Annotated in this window: 16 protein-coding genes; 11 read left to right on the top strand and 5 right to left on the bottom strand. The window is 62.5% G+C overall.

Annotated features, from left to right (window positions below):
* Positions 1-71 precede the first annotated feature (71 nt).
* From PX554_RS18715 to PX554_RS18690, 6 genes are all read left to right on the top strand, one after another.
* Positions 72-1,214: an ROK family protein gene (locus PX554_RS18715; RefSeq protein ID WP_275503991.1), complete on the top strand. Its 1,143-nt coding sequence runs from the start codon at positions 72-74 to the stop codon at positions 1,212-1,214.
* A 39-nt stretch (positions 1,215-1,253) separates the two neighbouring features.
* Entirely contained in the window at positions 1,254-1,802 is a 549-nt protein-coding gene (locus tag PX554_RS18710) for an SRPBCC domain-containing protein (RefSeq protein ID WP_275503990.1), read from the top strand.
* Positions 1,803-1,886: 84 nt separating this feature from the next.
* Positions 1,887-2,216 carry a hypothetical protein gene (locus PX554_RS18705; protein WP_275503989.1) on the top strand — a complete coding sequence of 110 codons (330 nt, stop codon included), beginning with the start codon at positions 1,887-1,889 and terminating at the stop codon, positions 2,214-2,216.
* A 251-nt stretch (positions 2,217-2,467) separates the two neighbouring features.
* Positions 2,468-3,391, top strand: a complete 924-nt coding sequence (locus PX554_RS18700) for a DUF7146 domain-containing protein (RefSeq protein ID WP_275503988.1) — start codon at positions 2,468-2,470, stop codon at positions 3,389-3,391.
* A 32-nt stretch (positions 3,392-3,423) separates the two neighbouring features.
* Positions 3,424-5,598 (top strand): ParB/RepB/Spo0J family partition protein, encoded by a 2,175-nt coding sequence (locus PX554_RS18695; protein ID WP_275503987.1) that lies wholly within the window; start codon positions 3,424-3,426, stop codon positions 5,596-5,598.
* 58 nt (positions 5,599-5,656) lie between these two features.
* A complete protein-coding gene (locus PX554_RS18690; RefSeq protein WP_275503986.1) occupies positions 5,657-6,676 on the top strand; it encodes a deazapurine DNA modification protein DpdA family protein in 1,020 nt (339 codons plus the stop codon).
* A 164-nt stretch (positions 6,677-6,840) separates the two neighbouring features.
* On the opposite strand, the gene PX554_RS18685 is transcribed toward PX554_RS18690, so the two are convergent.
* The 4 genes from PX554_RS18685 to PX554_RS18670 all read right to left on the bottom strand — a co-directional run bounded on the left by PX554_RS18685 (position 6,841) and on the right by PX554_RS18670 (position 10,408).
* Positions 6,841-7,404, bottom strand: a complete 564-nt coding sequence (locus PX554_RS18685) for a Fic family protein (protein WP_275503985.1) — start codon at positions 7,402-7,404, stop codon at positions 6,841-6,843.
* A 257-nt stretch (positions 7,405-7,661) separates the two neighbouring features.
* Complete coding sequence (locus PX554_RS18680) at positions 7,662-8,888, bottom strand: DUF6817 domain-containing protein (RefSeq protein WP_275503984.1); 1,227 nt, start codon at positions 8,886-8,888, stop codon at positions 7,662-7,664.
* A gap of 85 nt (positions 8,889-8,973) precedes the next feature.
* The gene (locus PX554_RS18675; RefSeq protein WP_275503983.1) at positions 8,974-9,501 is read right to left on the bottom strand and encodes a helix-turn-helix domain-containing protein; all 528 of its coding nucleotides are present in this window, start codon (positions 9,499-9,501) and stop codon (positions 8,974-8,976) included.
* Positions 9,502-9,886: 385 nt separating this feature from the next.
* On the bottom strand, positions 9,887-10,408 hold the full coding sequence (locus PX554_RS18670; protein WP_275503982.1) for a DUF6932 family protein: 522 nt from the start codon (positions 10,406-10,408) through the stop codon (positions 9,887-9,889).
* Here PX554_RS18670 and PX554_RS18665 point away from each other — a divergent pair.
* From PX554_RS18665 to PX554_RS18650, 4 genes are all read left to right on the top strand, one after another.
* Positions 10,398-11,738 carry an HlyD family secretion protein gene (locus tag PX554_RS18665; RefSeq protein WP_275503981.1) on the top strand — a complete coding sequence of 447 codons (1,341 nt, stop codon included), beginning with the start codon at positions 10,398-10,400 and terminating at the stop codon, positions 11,736-11,738. The genes PX554_RS18670 and PX554_RS18665 overlap by 11 nt on opposite strands.
* Positions 11,735-13,870 carry a peptidase domain-containing ABC transporter gene (locus tag PX554_RS18660; RefSeq protein ID WP_275503980.1) on the top strand — a complete coding sequence of 712 codons (2,136 nt, stop codon included), beginning with the start codon at positions 11,735-11,737 and terminating at the stop codon, positions 13,868-13,870. Before PX554_RS18665 ends, PX554_RS18660 begins: the two co-directional genes overlap by 4 nt.
* 269 nt (positions 13,871-14,139) lie before the next feature.
* Complete coding sequence (locus PX554_RS18655; protein WP_275503979.1) at positions 14,140-14,625, top strand: hypothetical protein; 486 nt, start codon at positions 14,140-14,142, stop codon at positions 14,623-14,625.
* Positions 14,626-14,714: 89 nt separating this feature from the next.
* Complete coding sequence (locus tag PX554_RS18650) at positions 14,715-15,104, top strand: hypothetical protein (protein WP_275503978.1); 390 nt, start codon at positions 14,715-14,717, stop codon at positions 15,102-15,104.
* 58 nt (positions 15,105-15,162) lie between these two features.
* Here PX554_RS18650 and PX554_RS18645 read toward each other — a convergent pair whose 3' ends face one another.
* Positions 15,163-16,170, bottom strand: coding sequence for a retropepsin-like aspartic protease (locus tag PX554_RS18645; protein WP_275503977.1), 1,008 nt, complete (start codon positions 16,168-16,170; stop codon positions 15,163-15,165).
* A 348-nt stretch (positions 16,171-16,518) separates the two neighbouring features.
* Between PX554_RS18645 and PX554_RS18640 the strand changes: the two genes are divergently transcribed.
* Positions 16,519-18,786, top strand: a complete 2,268-nt coding sequence (locus PX554_RS18640; RefSeq protein ID WP_275503976.1) for a strawberry notch-like NTP hydrolase domain-containing protein — start codon at positions 16,519-16,521, stop codon at positions 18,784-18,786.
* The last annotated feature ends 36 nt before the right edge of the window (positions 18,787-18,822 follow it).

Below are 18,822 nucleotides of genomic sequence, written 5' to 3'. Positions count from 1 at the left end.
GCGCCTCGACATTTTATTGCAGATATATATTTAGTAGGCCAAATTCGGCCAATATCGCCTTAGGAGACTGTGTGCGCCCGCAACCCGAGATCCAGCTTGCCGATGAGCAGAAGCGTCTCATTCACCTCCTGCGCGCGGAGGCCCCGCGCTCCCGCATCGAAATTTCGCGGCTGCTGAACATCAACAATGGTGTCGTGACGCGGCTGAGCCGCGAGCTGATTTCCTTGGGCCTGGTGTCGGAAGCCGGAGCCCAGGCAACGCCGCGCGGCCGGCCGACCCTGCCACTCTCTCTTCGTGCCGACGGCGCATATGCGATCGGATTGGCGACCCATCCTGGCCGTGTCGACATCTGCGTCCTGGATTTTGGCGGCACGCCGCTCGCGCAGCACAGCGTTCGATGGGACGAGGGAGAACCGGAGCAGTTCGCCAGGATGGTAGCGCAGGAGGTCGAGGCCATCACCGCGCCATTGCGGCTGCGCCATTCGCGATTCCTCGGTTACGGCGTCAGCGTTCCAGGTTTTTCGATAGGGTCGCAAGCAAAGCGCCACACGGTCGAGCGGATGCGATCATGGCGGGATGTCGACCTGTCGCACCTGCTGGGCGAGATCCTCGGAGGGCCGGTCTGGATCGACAATGACGCCAATGCGGCAGCCGTTGCCGAATATTATGATGACGGCAGCGCGACGGGCGCCTCGATGCTGGTGCTGTTCCTCGGCCATGGCGTGGGCGGCGGGTGCGTCGTGGCGGGGCAACTCTTCTCGGGCGAGCATGGCAATGCCGGTGAGATCGGCATCCTCTATCCGCTCGACCAGCCGCGCCCGTCCGCCATCGATCTCGCCAGGCTCCTCCAGTCGGAGGAGGGCAATCCCATCGACCTGTTCAATCTCGCCTCATGCATCGACCGCCACCCTGAGACGGTGCAGACGTGGGTCGCCCGAGCTGCGCAGCAGCTAGGGCTTGCCGTCCTGAGCGGCATCGGCTGGTTCGATCCGGCGACGATCGTCCTCGCAGGCGTGCTACCAGCCCATGTGCTGGAGGCACTCGCCGCACAGCTCAATTCCGTCGACTGGGCGAAGAAGCTGGGCAGGTCCGACACCCCTGCAATCCGCGCTTCGCGCCTTCAGGGACAGGCGGGGGCGATTGGCGCCGCGTTCCTGCCCATCCATCACATGCTCGCGCCGGAGACCGGGTTCGGTCTTCAGCGGCAGCTATAGTTGCTCCGACAGCGACCAGAAGAGAGCGAGTCCGGGACGGTGACGATCCCCTGTGCGACACGACGCCGCGGCGACACCGGATCAAGAATCATTGGCGCATCGGCTTGGTCCGATTACGAACATCGAACCATGAGCAGTCCGTCACATTCAGCATCCCGCATCATCATCGCCACGCCCCGTGCGATCTTCCGCGCGTTCGTCGATCCGGAGGTGCTCGTGAAATGGCGCGCTCCGACGGGTATGGAAGCGGAACTCCTGGCTTTCGATCCGCGCCTCGGCGGCGGCTACACGATGGCGCTGCGTTATCTCGACGCGAAGGGAAGCGGCAAGTCGACCGCCGACACCAATATTGTGGTCGCGCGCTTCGTCGAGCTGGAGGCTGAAGAACGGATCGTCGAGGCGATCAGTTTCGAAAGCGCTGAACCGGCCTTCGGCGGTACGATGCGGCTCACGACCACGATGAAACCGGTCACTGGCGGAACCAAGGTCACTTTCCTCGCCGAAGAAGTACCACCCGGCATCAACGACAGTGATCATGTCGCCGGGATGGAGTCCGTGCTCAAGAATCTCGCCAACCTGCTCGAATAGGCCGCGCCCCGATGGAGGATTATGTGTTCGTGACCAAGCTCGCTAGAATCCGTGCGCGCCATGGTTCCGAATCGCGAGACGACAATGACAGACGAGAACACTGAAGATTATGTCGGTAAGCTTCGTCGCGCGCTCGTGAAAGCCATTTGCGAAGCCTCAGTACCGGAGCCGGACCCTGCCACCGGCGCGCGCGGCGATACGCTGTATATTGGCACTTCCGAAGTCTGCGACGCGCTGATCATCGTCCTTGCCGAGTTCCTGGAAGGTGTGCCGGGCCTCGAAACTCCAGCCCACATTCGGGCCATATCAGACACTGTGGCCAAGAAGCTGCGAAGGGCGATCCCGGAAATCCGAGCGATTCGTGCCAGAACCGGTGCCATGCCGCCGCCGTCGATCATCATCCGCTCGCACTGAACCCCTAATGCCAGTGGTCGAACCGTTCACGGACACGCATTCCGTAGCGAGCAAGACCACCGCATGGGCATGGAATCCGCCCTCAAGAATTCCGGCTAACCTGCTGGAATAGGCACCTACGGGGGAACCAAGCTAGCCAAGCCGCGGCCTTCGTGCTGAGCCGCCCCTTGGCGCTAGATCGAGGAGAGAAGGGGGCGGGGTGATGGAGTCGGTGAGCCGGCATCACGTCACCCTTTCCCGGAACCCCTACCATGGCTGTACATCATAATCCGCTTCTCGAATCCGCCGGCAAGAAGATCGTCGAAGACCTCGGGGGACGTTGGCACGCCGGCAAAGGCATGTGCCGCTGCCCTGCCCATGGCGACAAGACCCCAAGTCTCTCCGTGCGCGTCGGCGACAAGAGCCTGCTCTTCCACTGTTTCGCCGGCTGCAACACGCTCGACGTCCTTCAAGAGCTTCGCGTGATGAAGATGGCGGTGCCCATCGACGGCTCGGCCACCCCATCCACGAACAACGATCCCGCGGGCGATCGAATGCGCGCGCGCGCCCGCGAGCTTTGGGACGAGGCACAACCGATCGCCACGGGGATCGCCGACCGCTACCTGCTCAGCCGAGGCTTGGAGATGCGGCCCGCCGCACTCCGCTTCCATCCGCGCACGCCCTTCGGCCCTGGCCGCTATCCCCGGCGCCGGCCGTCGATTCTTGCCGCGGTCGCCGAGCCGGGACGCTTCACCGGGCTGCAGCGCATTCCCCTGGAGCCGGACGGGTCCGGGCTCGCGCGTGACCTCCCCGAACCGAAGCGCGGGCTGGCTCGACCGCTCGGCGGCGCCGTCCAGCTCTTCCGGCCCGGACCCATCCTCGGGCTCGCCGAAGGGGTCGAGACCGCGATGTCAGCCGCATTCCTGCTCGGCATCCCGGTCTGGGCGGCACTCGGCGCAGAACGGCTCCACCAGATCATCATTCCGCGCATGGTCGAGCGGCTCCTTCTGCTCCCCGACAATGATCGTGCCGGCAGCATCGCGGTCGGACGGGCCGAGACCGCCTATGCCGGCCGGCCTTTCGATCTCGATCTCGAATGGCCCTGGTTCGGCCTCAACGATTGGAATGACGTCCTGCGCCGACCCGAACTCTGGGAGGGGAGGGAGGGGGTGGGTGGGGTGCGGTTGGCTGCGTGATTGGCACACGGCGCCGCACCTGGAGACCTACCATGACCAGAACGAACGACCAGAAGACGGCGCCACGCATCATCTATGTGCGTGCGCTCGATTGCGTGCGGGCCGACGACAATATTCGCACCGTCAGCAACGCCGCCCGCGACGCCGAGCTTGCCACCCATATCGGCAAGACCGCCATCGTGATCCAGAACCTTGTCGGCCTCGCCATGCGCGGCAAGGACAAGGGCAAATATGCGATCTACGCCGGCGGCCGCCGCATCGATGGCGTCCATGCGAGCATCGCGGCCGGCGAACTCCCCGAGGACTATGAAGTGCCGCTGCTCCCGGCGCGCAGCAAAGCCGAAGCACTTTCGCTCAGCCTGGCGGAAAATTTCCATCCGCTGCCGATGAACCCGGCCGATCAGTGCCGCGCCTTCCAGACCGTGATCAAGGCGGAAAAGATCGCCGCGGCCGACCTGGCGGCGCAGCACGGCATGTCCGAGAAATTCGTGCTCGGACGGCTTCGCCTCGCCAACCTCGCGCCTGTCGTCTTCGAGGCGCTGCGGATGGGCGAGATCACGCTCGACATCGCCAAGGCTTATGGCTGGACCAGTGACGCCGACCGGCAGGCCAAGGTCTTCGAACAGATCAAGAGCAGCTACTCGCGCAGTGCCGGCGAGATCCAGCGCATGGTGACGGCCGGCTCCTACAAAGGCGGCGATCCCAAGGCCCGTCTCGTGGGTCGCGACGTCTATCTGGCCGCCGGCGGTGGCATCGATGCCGACCTCTATTCGGACCACGACACCGAGACCTGGCGGGACGGGGCGCTTGTCGACCGGCTCGCCGACGAGGCCATGGCCGTCGCTGCCGAGGAATTGCGCCAGCAAAGCGGGTTCGCCGAGGTCCGACCGCTCGCCGCCGCCGTCATTCCCTATCTCGACACCTATCAGCTTCGCACGATCGAGCCCGAGCCGCTGCCGATGTCGGAAGAGGCTAATACGCGTCACACCGAGATCGAGGCGGAACTCGCCGAGATCGAGAAGGCGGCCGAGGACGAAGACGCTTACACCGACGAACAGATCGCGCGGATCGAGATCCTCGAAGCCGAGCGTGACGAGTTGGTCCAGACTGGCTCGGAACTGACCGAGGCACAAAAGGCCTGCTCGATCGCCTATGTCCTTCTCGACAAGGACGGCAAGCCGCACCTCCACACGGAATTCTATGCGGACCCGACCGCCGAGGATGCTGATGAGGACGGCTCGCCCGAGGACGGCGACGGTGACGACGAAGGAGACGAGCAGGACGCCACGCCTGGCGACGCAAGCGAGGATGACGACGACGAGGGTGGCGACGCGATCGGCTACAGCCAGAAGCTGCGCGACGAGATGGCGATGATGCGCAGGACCATCCTCTCCCTCCATGTCGCGAGCGATCCACAGTTCGCGCTCGATCTCGGCACGTTCATCATGGTCGACGATGCGTGCAAGAAGGGGTGGAACGGCATGCCGAGCGATCTGCGCGCCCGCGAGCCCTCGCTTCCGGTCAACGGCTTCCAGGACGACTCGCCCGCCGCCCAGGCCTGGAAACAGCTCGACGATGCGCTCGACCGGTCCTGGCTGGATCACAAGACGCTCGAGGCGCGCTACGACGCCTTTTGTGGCCTTGCTGACGAAGCTCGGGCGGCATGGCTCGGTTGGGCGGTCGCGCGCACGCTTCATGCGACGCGCGATGGCGGCACCGGTCGGTCGTTCCTCGATCATCTCGGGACCAAGCTCGGGATCGATTCGGCCAAATGGTGGCGCCCGACCTTCCGCAACTTCTTCGACAGGCTGACCAGGTCGAAGATCCTCGATCTCTTCCAGGGGATCGGCGGGCTGGAGCTTCGGAGCCGCTATTCGGGCTCGCGCAAGATCGATCTCGGCACCTCGGCGGAGCGGCTGTTCAGCGGCGAAGCGATCATCGAGCCCGAGGTTAAAGCACGCGCGATCGTCTGGCTGCCCGAGCCGATGCAGTTCCCGTCGCTCTCGGCGGCCGGGGACGAGGAGGCGCTGGATGTCGTGGCCGGCACCAATGAGCCGATGTCCGATGATACGGACGCGGACATCGTCCTGGTCGACACGGTGGTGACGCCGATCGATCCGGATGCGGCCGACGTCGATCTCGACCCGGTCACCGAGCCGGCGGGCGTCAACGACGACGCGATCGACGACCTGCCCCAGGCCGCCTGATCGAAAGCTTCTGCCGGGGATCATGGTCTCGCACCATGGTCCCCGGCGGACTTGTCCGATGGCCATCGAGATCGTCATAGGTCTGCCCCACCTCAATGAGGGCCCCATCCTCGCGCGCGCTCGCCGCATGGTCCAACCCGCGCTCATCTCTGCGAACGCGCTGTCCCGCTGGTCGAAAGCCAAAGGCTGGCCCGAATGGCGCGGCTGGCGGCTCGCGCAGCTTGCCAATGCCCAGGGCCTTGCCTCGCTCGACCTCGATAGCGCCGGCTTCGTCGCCATGAAGCGCTATGGCGGTTATGCCTGGAGCGTCGACGATTATTTCCGTCTCGCGACCGCCTATCCCTTCAGACGGATCGCCAGCCTCGATTATTGCACCGAACACGAGATCGCCGGCGATCGCGAAGAAGTTCTCGATCGAATCTCGCGCACCATCCGGGCCAATCGCGACTGCCGAGATCGCGCCCGCGATCTCGGCCTCGCGGACCGCTTCATGCCCGTATTGCAGGGTCGAATGCCCGCCGATTACGAGCGCTGCGCCGAAGGCCTGTGGTGGTCGATGCAGCCCGGCACCGTCGTCGGCGTCGGCTCGATGTGCCGGCGCGAGATTGCCGGTCCGAACGGCCTTGTCGCGGTGGTCGCGCATCTCGACCGCATTCTTCCCACCGGCGTCCGGCTCCACATCTTCGGCGCCAAGGGCGCCGCCTTGCCGTGGCTCAAGGATTTCGGCGAACGGGTCGCCTCGATCGATTCCCAAGCCTATGGCATCGCCGCGCGCCGCGACGCGCATCGGCGCCGCGTCTCCAAGACCGACGCGCTTGTCGCCGAGCATCTCCAGCGCTGGACGCGGCTCCAGTTTCAGCGCCTGCGCGAACCGGCGCGGCGCGCGGCGCCCATCGTCGCGCCAGCTATTCCCGAGCTGACCCTGGATCCTTGGGAAGTCGCCATCGCCGAAGCGCGCGCCGAGATCAGGGCGCTAATTGAAAGCGGCGATCTTGAACATGACGAGATGACCATCGGCTGGATCGAGCAATGGGCTGCCGATCTTTACCGGACGCAACTCGATCGGGCTGACGCGTGAGCCACGCCTCCACTCTCGTCCAGGTTCGATCGCCGCGGCACCTTGTGGCTTGGGCACCATGATCCATGCCGGGCATGTTCGTCATCGACTGCGCAAACGCGGGCCCTTCGGCGAGGACTGAGCTCGCAACCAGCAGGGGAGATAATGCTCTCGTGACAGAGCGTCTATTGCGGGGAGGAGAGCGGCTCAGCGCCTATTTGCAAAGCCCAGAATTCGACCGCCGCAAGGAGGAAATATGCCAGGGGCAGCCAGTTACCTTGCAACTCTGCTTCCCGCACTCTGAGTATATATCCTCCGCGGGAGAATATCGCGATCTCTCGAAGTGGGAGATATACACGAGCCGCAGACGCGGTGCGATCAAGCAGCCTATTGGCGACGATACGGGCCACGCGCCCGTTTCCGTCTAGAAACGGGTGGCAGTTTGTCAGGGCCACGAGCGAGACAACAGCGTCAAAGCTGCGCGCGCGGGTGGCCGGAGCGGCAATCGACGCTTCGAGCAGTTGAAGCTGTATCGGCACGGATTCGGCAGGAGGGTAGACAACAAACCGGTTGCATCGATCCGGCCGATTGCGAACCGGTTGTCCCCGCAGCGTGCTGATGCCCACAGCCCCGTACGCGATCTCGCATAGGACCTCGGTCATGCTTGGCCGCCCGGTGCCCTTCATCGATGCGCTGAGATCATCGAAGTGACGGTTCAGCAATGAGAACTCGCTTCTCGAGCGGTCCAACGCCAATTCCTCGGTGACCGGCGGAAAGAGGGGCGTTAGTCGATGATGTATCCCCCGAATGCCCTCGAGAGGCGCGGGAAGCGAACGGTCTAGTCCTGCCCACGCGTAAGACTTGGTTCTCTCAGCCAGGCGCTCGACAGCCTCATCGATCCGCCAGAGAGCGCCGCGAGTCTCCTCGGAAAGTTGATCGAAACGCGGCAAGTCCAGCGGCCGGCGCTCTCTTGCGCGGGGAATAGCTTCCGGCAGCACGCTTCGCGTCAGACCAATGCAGGGCAGAAGGTCTTCACCACGATGACCGCGCGCAGCGCCCCGCAGTCGCGGCTCGGAGACCGCGCCGCATGCAGGATGTTGCCCGGGAAGTGAACAAGCCTGCCCGGGCGCGGGAACACTGCTTTGACCACATCTTCGCCACTCGGATCGAAGAACAAAGTCTCGCCCCCCCAGTTTGTCTTCCATTCGGGGTGCGCATAATAGATCGACGTGAAATGCCCTGGCCGCTCACTATCGGTGTGTGCGTGACCGTCCGATCCGAAGGTGTGCCCGTTTGCGTAAACGCGCACCGGTATATGGCCCGGAGCCAGGTTGTCGCGAACATGCTGCCAGAGGGCGAGAACCGGCGCCATCAGCGGCCGATCTTGGAGCTCAAACTCGCAGGACGCCTCTGCCTCCTCATTGTCTCCGGCAAAATGGGAATGCCAGAAATGGTGCGCGGTCTGGGTCGGTGAGGCCTTCCATCCATATCTCCAGATGTTGCGCTCGGTCAGCGCAGTGAGGCCGTCGCGAAGATGTTTCGGCACGAAGTCGTCAAGGATGCTGATCTCGCCGGCGCCGCTGTTGCCCGTGACGACCGGCGTCACCGCGAGCCGCCGGCTCGGTATGACGTCGAAGCCGAACGCTGCCTCGATCTCTTCCATCGCAAGCGGCAGGAGCAATGGCTTCACCCGGCGAAACAGTCCGACATGCATGGACCGTTGCATAGCGCGCATGCGCGGCAGCTGCTCCAGCCAATTAGCCATGAAGATGTGGAGCAAATCCAGCTTGCTGGCCGCATCGAACCGGTCGCTGTCGCGTAGTTGACCGCCCGACGCCTCTAAATCGGCCTCGATCTCCGCGAGGAACGATCGGGTATTGAGCATGCAAAAGCCATAGGCCAGCTTCTCGGCTTCCTCTCCAATCACGGCGCTCACCGCAGGACGTTCCGACATCGACACCGTCTGTTGGCGAAAATTGTCGGTTCCATAGACGGAGTGATAGAGCCCCGCCCGACAAAGTGCGTCGCGGGCGCCCCAAACTTTCAGCTTGTCGTGCACAGCCAGCAAATGCTCGATCAACGTGCCGCCCGAATGGGGCGCGCGAACTCCAGGCCGGCCCAGAAGAAAGTCCAGAGCCTCCCCGCCCGCCCCCGAGCTGGACTCTCCCGCTAAAAGCTCCTGCTGTGCAATCATCATCGGAAACCTCGCCGTCATCGAATTGCGATGGTCCAAATTGTTGCCTCGTCGCCCGACAAAGCAACTTCGAATGGTTCCGGAACTGGTGGGAATTGGCGTACTTTATATGCCAAGCGCGACTTTATTTCCTGGCCGGACCGCCTACGAAGATTTTGGTGAGGACTTTATAGCTCTCCTCGGAGAGCCGCAAAAACACGCGCCTGCCGTCTCTCGGGTCTCGCTCGCGCACCACAATGCGCTTCTGCTGCAGGAGTTGGCAGCACCGCAATGCAGACGTAAGGGGCACTGCGGCCGCGATGCACGCATTGCCGACCGTTACGGGCATTCCGTCGCCATATGCCACATAGAGTTCGATGAGAATGTTCCAAGCGGGATCAAAGAACAGCTCGCCGCCGAGAACCTTGTCGCGCATCCGTCGCACTGCGAGCGCGTATTTCGCATTCGCAAGAGCGATATCCTCTTGCTGTTCATCTGACGGAGCCACGCCAATCAGGTTATCGTTGGAGACATCGGGCGCCAGAAACACGCGCCCCATTAGTTCCTCTACGCGCTCTACTAGACGACCAATCCTACGCTCAAGGTCAGCGTCGCCTGCCGCCTTGTCAGCTGAAATGTCCCGGGCGTCGGTGTGATGCGACTCGACAGACATCAGTCAACTCCAACTACGCAACCAACTAATCGACCTCTATCCATCAAGTGGACAAGCCACCGCGGGGAAGACACCCGCAGTTTGGTTAGATAAGCCCTGAATGGATACTATCGAGATCCCCGTATCACATTGAATTCTGCCAGATTCGGCAGCCTATCATCACCCGATCGAAACCTGAAGTTTGCTACCAAAAATATTAGGTCCATTATTGCAGTAATTTATGGGAGCTTTGACGCGAATTGAGTAGGCGTCGATTGCGGCAGCGATCATCTTGTGGCGGCTCTTTACAGAGCCGCCACAGCCTCGGCGCTGTAAGCTTTGCTCCTTTTTGTCACCCGCGCCGTTCGCTCGCCTCCCGGCGCAAGTCCCGGGTGCCGCGACCTTTCTAAAAAGTCCGCTGGGGACGGCAATCCAGGAGTACCAGCCCCCGGACAATTTCTAGTGAACCGCTATTCTTGCTGTAGAGTGTGGTAAAAAACGATACCGCCTTGATCAACAACAGAGGATCGCCGTCGATCGGTATAAGGCGCGCGTCGATCCGACGGCTTTTAAGCTGCTTCTGGAACTTCGACAGATGCTTCGAGGGAGATTCGCCCTCGATAACCTCGTAGAAGACCACGCAATCTAAATCGGATGGGTCCGGCTTCGGACCAATCGCGCTGCCACCGATCAATACTGCTATCGGCTTTGCCCCGATCGACGGAAGTTGATCCAATCCTACACTGAGTTCAGCGAGAAACGCTGCCCGGTTGGACAGAAAACCGTCTTCCTGCACGTCGCTTATATGCGCCATGTAGGGCGTCGCGTTCAGCGGCGTACTTTCTCGCTCGGGACCAACGAAGGGGGGAAAGTTCGACCGGACCGCGAGTTCACGGCTGCCGCGTAGGATTTGACTGATGTCGACCAAGGCATATGCCCTTCAAAGCGAAAACGACGGTCCCATAGCTGAGCGACAAAAACCCAATCCGCAAGATCGACCGGCCGAACCGCCGCCAGTCCAGCTGTATCGGCCCGAAGCGCTCGATGGCCTGCGCAATAAGCACGGGCGGCCGGCACCACTGGTCGACGTGTCGATCTGGATCATGGTCGCGTTCGTACTCGCCTTGCTCCTCGCAGTAGGCCTGTTCTTCAGCTTCACCACATTCACGCGCAAAGAGACGGTGGAGGGTTGGCTGCAGCCGGACGCCGGCACGGCAACGATCAGCCTGTCACGATCCGGAGTGGTCAGCCGTATCCGGGTAACCGAGGGCCAGTTCGTTCGCAAAGGCCAAGGTCTGTTCGTCATCTCGCTTGAACAGACGCTGGCCGACGGACGGACTCTGGGGGAGCGACTGCTCTCGGCAAACAAGCAGCAGACGGACGAGCTTCAGCTCCAACTCAACGCCGCAAGCGCGTCAGCCCGATCGCAGCAACGAACGAGCGAAGAGAAGATCGCGAGCGACCAAGCGCAAGTTCGCTATTTCGAAGGGTCGATTTCACTCCAGCGCGCGCGCCTTGAACTCGATCGCGCGACGCTCGCGAACTACGAGGAGCTTGGGGCCAAGGGCTTCGTTTCTAAGGTCCTCGTGCGCCAGCAACGCGCACAAGTGCTGACGACACAACAGGCGATTAACGAGACAGAGCGCCAGGCTGCCCAAAGCAGGGCCGACATCGCCGAGGCGCAGTCCGAGCTCGCGCGTCAACGCTTCGATGCGTCCCAGGCGGCAGCGCAGCTCCGTCAGGGAAGGGCAGCGCTACAAGAGAAGCTCGCCCAAAACGATGCTGAGCGGACCATCATCATTCCCGCGCCGCAGGATGGCCGCATCGTGACCCTGCGCGCTACCGCCGGCGCACCCGTTGTGCCCGGCGCGCCGCTAGCAACCCTCCTTCCCACGGACTCGCACCTGGAGGCCGAACTATGGGTGCCGTCGCGGGCGGTCGGCTTTGTGCGGGTCGGCGATGAGGTAAGGCTGATGTTTGATGCCTTCTCCTTCGAGCGATTTGGGACGGGCAAGGGGCGGGTGATCTCTATTTCGACGACACCTGTCGACCCGAAGGAGCTTCCCGCGCCTGTCGAGGCAAAGGAGGTGCTTTTCCGCGTGCGCGTCGCGCTGACCAGCCAGTCCATCACCGCGTATGGACGAAGCTGGCCGCTGGCGCCTGGCAGCAGACTTCGCGGCGATCTCATTCTCGAGCGCCAGTCGCTGTTCGACTGGATTCTCGATCCTCTGCGCGCAATCAAGGGACGGGGACTGTGAGCGCCCCCTCGCTGCGCAACCTGCAATCTGAAGCCGCCGAATGCGGGCTGGCGTGCCTGGCGATGGCCGCCAACATGGTCGGCTCGGAGATCGACCTCGCTTGGTTGCGCCAGCATTTCCCCTCCAGCATCCGGGGAATGAATTTGCGTCAGATGGGCGACGTCGCCCATTCGATCGGCATGACGGCTCGCGCGGTTCGGTGCGAACCCGACGAGCTCCAGAAGCTTCAAACGCCCGCCGTTCTCCATTGGGGTCTGCATCACTTCGTGGTCCTGCAACGCGCCCGCGGCAGTCGCATAAGAATATTTGATCCCTCGCGCGGATACCGAAATGTGCGCGCCGAAGAAGTGAACTTGTGCTTCACCGGCGTCGCACTGGAACTCGCGGCATCTCCCAGTTTCCAGCGTCAAGCCGAGCGCCCACCATTCAGCCCTTTCTCCCTCATCCGCTGGTCGCGCGAAGTGAAGAGCGGCCTGATCCAGGCAATGCTGCTGTCGTTCGTCCTGCAAGTCTATATGATTGCCGCACCGCTCTACATGCAAACAGCGATCGACGGTGGCGCGTTACGGGGCGACAAGGGACTGCTGATAACGCTCGCGATCGGCTTTGCCTGCTTTGCCCTGTTCAATGCCGGCGCCCAGGCCTTGCGAGCGATCGTCCTGCAGAGACTGAGCGCGGTCCTTAGCTGGGACATGAGTCGTCGCCTTTTTCACCACCTCATTCGGTTGCCGCTTCCATGGTTCGAGCGGCGCAAGCTCGCGGACACCATGACGCGCTTCCAGGCAATCGAGCCGATCAAGACGCTCATCACCACCGGGCTGGTCGGATCTATGCTCGATGGGTTCTTGTCGATCAGCATGCTGGCACTGATGTTCGTCTACTCGCCGTCGCTCGCCGCCGTCGCTCTCACAGGCTTTCTCCTCTATCTCATCGTGCGCGTTGCGACCATTCGACTCACCGTCAGTTACGCCGCCGAAGCTTTCCGGGCCTCAATCTCGGAACAAGGCAAGCGGATGGAAACCCTGCGATCGATCCAGACGATCAAGATCATGTCAGGCGAGAGCCAGCGCGAAAGCGTGTGGGCAAACAAGCAGGCCGCTCTGGTCAAGGCGCAGCAGGGAAACACCTTGGTCACAAGCCTTATCGGCGTGTTTCAGCAGCTCATCGAAACCTCGACGATCATCCTGATCGTGTATCTTGCGGCCAGCGAGATCATCGAGGGTCGCTTCAGCGTAGGCGCCCTGTACGCTTTTGTCTCTTACCGCCAGCAATTCTCGACAAAGATTAGCGGGATGGTGGACCAGATGATTTCGTGGCGTCTGCTCGACGTCTATAACACTCGGATCGCCGACGTAGTGCTCACCCCGATCGAGCACGGCATCGAGAGCGAGCCCAACAGTCTCCCCGAGCTTCGAGGCAATCTCGAAGTCGCATCGGCCGCGTTTCGATATGGTCCGGGTGAACCCGTCATCTTCAAGGATGTGTCGTTCACCATCGAGGCCGGCGAATCCGTGGCCATCGTCGGCCGCTCAGGCTGCGGCAAGTCCACCCTCCTGAAGGTGATCTGCGGCCTCTATCCCCTGACGGCGGGAGAGATCGGCGTGGACGGGCTTCCGCTCTCCGTGTGGGGACCTCGCGCAATCCGTTCCGCTTTCGGCGTCGTCATGCAGAATGACGATCTCCTTCCGGGATCGGTTCTCGAAAACGTGGGGTTCTTCGATGAGGAGATTGATGTCGATCGCGCCTGGGAATGCCTGCGCCAGGCGGCCGTCGCCGATGAGATCCGCCGATTGCCCATGGCAGAACACAGCTATGTGGGCGACATTGGCTCGGCGCTATCAGGCGGCCAACGCCAACGGATCCTCCTGGCTCGCGCCCTTTATAAGAAGCCGCGGTTCCTCGTCCTGGATGAGGCTACCGCGCATCTCGATGGCGAGCGCGAGAGCCGGATCAATGAATATCTGCGCTCTCTTGCCATAACCCGTCTGGTAGTCGCGCACAGGCTCGAGACCATCTCCGCTGCGGACCGAGTACTTCTCCTGACACCCGAAGGCGTCGTCGAACTCGGTTCGGGCGCGGAGTATCGGGCAAACGCGGAATTACACGCCACCATGCGCGTCGTCCAAGGATAAGCTTGGTCTCCGCGAGCGGGGCTCAGGCCTCCCGGAGAGCATGCTGCGCACCGAACTGAAGTCTGCGACCCCGCCCTTGCGTCGGGCGAAGGATACGAAATCAAGTCAGTGGAGCAAAGATTGGCGACCCGATGGACATCTGCCCAGGGATCCACTGTCTAGATGGATGAGAAACCCGGAAATCCAAGCCAAGCCTGAATACTTTCGTCCTTGATGGAGAAGAGGCGACCTTGGAGATTCTATATGCCAATCTGGCAAGGAGACTCATCATGCGTGACCTCACACTTGAAGAACTCGAACTCGTCGCAGGCGGAAACGACAGCGATATTGTGGTTGTCGGCGACCGGGGCGGCGACTCCGGCGACTATGGCGGGGATTATGGCGATTACGGCGACTATGGCGACTACGGCGGTGACGGCATCACCGGCGGGGATACGGCCCCTCCCGCGCCACCTCCGCCGACTCCTCCGGTCACCGTCACGCCCGATCCGACGCACCACGCTGCGACCGTCTCCATTCCGATCCCGGGCACGACCGCCTCAGGCGGCTTTACTGTCGACGATACCGGCCTGAAGACGCTCAACTTCGACCTGAAGGAAGGAAGCGACACGTTCCATACGACTCTTGACCTCTCGCACGGAATAGTCGGCGAGTCCTACACGGCGACCCTTTCGAACGGACAGACGCTCACCGTGAGCGGCAGCACCGACGGAAGCTCGGGTTCGGTCAGCATCGGCTATACTCTGAAATTCTAAGACGTCGACACCTGCGGTTGGTTGGCTCGGGCCATGTTCCGTGCCAACCAACCGTTCGACGCAGGCGTCACACCATCGGAGCGCAAAGCATGAAGCGACCAGCCCTCTTCTTCTTGGCCATCTTTTATCCCACCTTGTGTTTCGCTATGCCCACCTCGGAGTTTGTATCCCGCTGGAAGGCGGTCATTCCGAATGCGCAGCATCTACGACCCGAAGAGTTCGCGAACCAGCCTGAGGTCAAGGCCTTGAACGCGGAATTCGGAAAGGCGTTTGACCAATACAAGGCAGCGATTCTGAAGGCACGCGCGGACAACGCGGTGCCACGCTCTTGTCCCCCGAAAGATGCGAATCTTCAGCTCAACGACATCCTTGCGGCCGCAGAAAAGCTGCCGGCCGATTGGCAGTCACGCGAGTTCACCGACAGCTTCGGGAAAATTATGGATGACCGCTATCCATGCCCGAAGGATGCAAAGTCCTGATCTAAACCCCGTTCGCGGCAATCAGCTGCCGTCTGTCCGGCGCTCGATCGTCAGTCGCTCAGCGACTGGCGATAGGGATCAGGAATAACTTTTTTGCCTGGACATCAAGCACGACGTCGAAATGGCCCAGATATCCGCCGCCAAGCAAACCATCCGATCCACGGGGATCGCGACCCCTATTGACGATGTCTATCCCGGTGGATGTGGCAGCACCGAGCTTTAGGGTATTATCGGACGACCTTAGAGAGGTCCTGATCACCCCTTCGCCGTTCGTGAATTGGCTCTTCACGACGGGCGAGGTGCTCGGAATGACGCGTTGCCAGGCATCATCCGACAAATTGACGATGCCGTTTGATCCTAGGTCGACATACAACCGGACCGGCTTGCCGTTGACCTCGGCTTCGACCTGCGTGCCATTGATCAGCGGCACGGCTATTCCCGCATTTGGCGTAACCTTGCCGCTCGGCATCAGATACAATGAGCGAGTGCTGGTAATCACGCCCACCGCCATCGTATTCAACACATCGCCGCCGAGAACCGCGTCGATCGGATGGCCCATGATTTTCGCCAACGGCGCGAGATCGCTGGTCATAAATGTCCCGGACGCCGTCAAGTGATGGGGAATCGCCATTTCCACATTTTTGACTAAACGCTCCGGAACTCGGGCTGATCCAGTATCGACACCCCGGTTCGGTCCTTCGGGCCTGAGGCCCGCCCGTACCGCGAAACCCGTGTCGAGCTCGCTAGAACCTGTCCCATTGTCGAGAAGCACATTCGCCTCGACCCCATTGATCGTCGCTTTGAAAAAGATCTCGTTGCGATACCGCTCAAACGGGACCGCGGCCCACCCTTCGGTGGATCCGACGTATGTTATCTGCACCTGGCGGTGCGTTTTGTCCGGCCCCGGCGAGACCTTGTCCTGCCCGACTGCGGCGGTCGAGGTCATCAGGGGAAAAAATCCTGTCGTGCTGGCCACCGCGAGAAGAAGCGCCCGCTTCATCCTGGTCCGAAGGAGCGCCTGGATGGCGTTCGGTGTACCAACCTGTTTTGCCACCTTCGCCGCCACAGCCATTCTCCTGAAAATTGGTTGCGACGGCTTGTCCTATCGTCACGAAACTCAATCCAGATATCCGCGCCGCGACTAAATCCTAGCCTGCCCGCGTCCCGACGCACAGACGAGAATCGTTTTAGATTTGGATAGATCTCTCGATTTCAGCGTCCGAAACACGTCGGTACAGCGTCTCCAACTTGATCCCTGGCCGGATCCAATATCTCGCACATGACGAAGTGATAATCGGCTGGATCAGGGGATGATCTGCCGATCTCTACTCCGCCGCCGGCCAATATGAGGAGGGGAGGGAGCGGGGGTTGGGGGAGGGTCTGGAGCCCTCGGACAAATCCAGGAGTCCCCGCCATGAACATGCCATTCGTCGCCGCAGCCGCCGGCGTCCCCGACACGCGCTCCAAGCCCGCGTCTCTTCTCCTAGTTGCCCGGGCGATCAAGGAACGCTTCGAGCGCGGCGCATCCGTCTCGCGCCAGACTCTCAAGAGCCTCATGCAGCAGCATGTCGGTGGCTCTGATGCATGGGGCGACTGGTCGATGCGCGAGGCTTATGACGCGCTCGAAACCGCGCAAATGTTGCACGCGCTCGACCCCGCCAGCCAGCTGATCCAATGGGAAGATCCCGGCGTCGCCTTTGCCGCGCGCGACAATCTGGCGCGGCGTCTTCCCACCCAAAGTTACCGCAGCGAACGGCAAGTCGAGATGCAGCAATTCTCGACGCCGCTGGGTCTCGCCTGGCTCACCGCCTGCGCAGCCAAGATCCGCTCAGCCGACCTAGTGCTCGAACCATCCGCCGGCACCGGCATGCTCGCCGTCCATGCCCGCGAACGCGGCGCCGAGCTGATCCTCAACGAACGCGATTCCGGACGAGCCGAATTGCTGGCGCTCGCACTCGGCCAAGCCGTCACGCAACATGATGCGGAATTCATCGACGATCTCCTGGCCGATCGCCGCCGACCGAGCGTCGTGCTGATCAACCCGCCCTTCGCGCGCAGCGAAAACCGTGGCCGCGACCGACACGCCGGCGCACGCCATCTGGAATCCGCGCTGCGGCGGCTCGCGCCGAACGGGCGCTGCGTCGCGATCATGTCGCCGGCATTTGCCCGCGACGGCACCGGTGCGGTGGGTTACCGCGTCGTCTCGGAAGTCGCGGCGCCGCGCTGGGAACTGACTATCCATGGCCAGCCTTATGCCAAGCACGGCACCAGCATCTCGGTGCGGATCCTGATCTACGACAAGGGCTGGACCGGCACGCCGCAATGGCATGTCGCCGATAGCCTCTCCGACGCGCTTACGCTGCTCGCGACGGTCCCCGAACGGCTCGACGACCCGGACCACCCGCCGAGTAATCCCACGCCGTCGGCCGCCGCTCCGGTGCGGCCGCTCCCCGTGCGACGGCCGGGTGGCCTGCTATCCGGGCTCGCTGCGAAAAAGCCGCTCCCGCCCGCGGCCAAGCCCCGGCCGGACGACCAGCCCGAACTGCTGGACTATGAAGTCCTCGCCGAGGCGCCCGACGCCGGCGAGCCGATCGGTATCTATCTGCCCTGGCGTTCGACACGTCTCAGGATCCCCGCTGCCAAGCCCCACGCCAATGAGCTGGTCGAGTCGGTCGCGATGGCGTCGGTGGCGCTGCCGTTCCCAACCTACCAGTCCATGTTGCCGCGATCGACAGTGGCGGCGCTGTCCGATGCCCAGCTCGAAACGTTGGTCTATGCCGGCCAGGCGTTCGAGCGCGACCTGCCCGGCAATTATCTTCCGAACGCCGCCGGAACGCTTCTCGTGGCCAATGCCGCGGGCTCTCCGTACCGCATGGGCTTCATGGTCGGCGACGGCGGCGGTGTCGGCAAGGGCCGGCAGATTGCCGCCTGCATTCTCGATCAATGGCATCGTGGCCGACGCCGTGCGATCTGGATCTCCAAGACGGCCGACTTGATCGAAGACGCCCGCCGCGACTGGACGGCGCTCGGCGGTCTTGCGATCGACGTCCATCCCCTCGATTCCTTTCCGCTGGGCGATCCCATCGCGCTTGACCAGGGCGTCATCTTCTTCACCTATGCGAGCCTGCGTTCCCAACGCGACGACGGCGCCTCGCGCCTCCAGCAGATCCTCGCCTGGCTCGGTCCGGATTTCGAGGGGCTGGTCGCGTTCGACGAGGCTCATGAGATGTCGAACGCGGCCGGCACCGAGACCAAGTTCGGGAAGCAGAAGGGCTCCGAACAGGGTCTTGCGGGTGTTCGGCTTCAGAATCTGCTCCCGCGCGCGCGCATTCTCTACAACAGCGCGACCGGCGCCTCCGACCCTGCCAATCTCTGCTACGCCATTCGGCTTCCCCTCTGGGGCACTGATGCGTTCGAGACCCGCGAAGCCTTCATGACGGCTATCGAAGGCGGCGGCGTCGCGGCGATGGAAATCGTTGCCCGCGACCTGAAGGCGCTCGGCCATTACACGGCCCGCGCGCTCAGCCTGCGCGACGTCGAATATATCCCGCTCGAGCACAAGCTGACGCCCGACCAGATCGAGACTTATGACGCCTATGCCGACGGCTGGGCGCTGTTATGGCGAGCTGCGCATAAGATCTCTTATCGCGAGGAAGCGGTAATGCGGAGGAGCGCGGCGTAGTCCTGCAAAGCTGCGGAACATTTCGCCACGTCCTTC

The organism is Sphingomonas pollutisoli (genome assembly GCF_029167165.1).
GTDB classification, from domain to species: Bacteria; Pseudomonadota; Alphaproteobacteria; order Sphingomonadales; family Sphingomonadaceae; genus Sphingomonas; species Sphingomonas pollutisoli.
The sequence above is the reverse complement of the archived record's forward strand: the minus strand, read 5'-3'. Positions and strand labels throughout refer to the sequence as shown.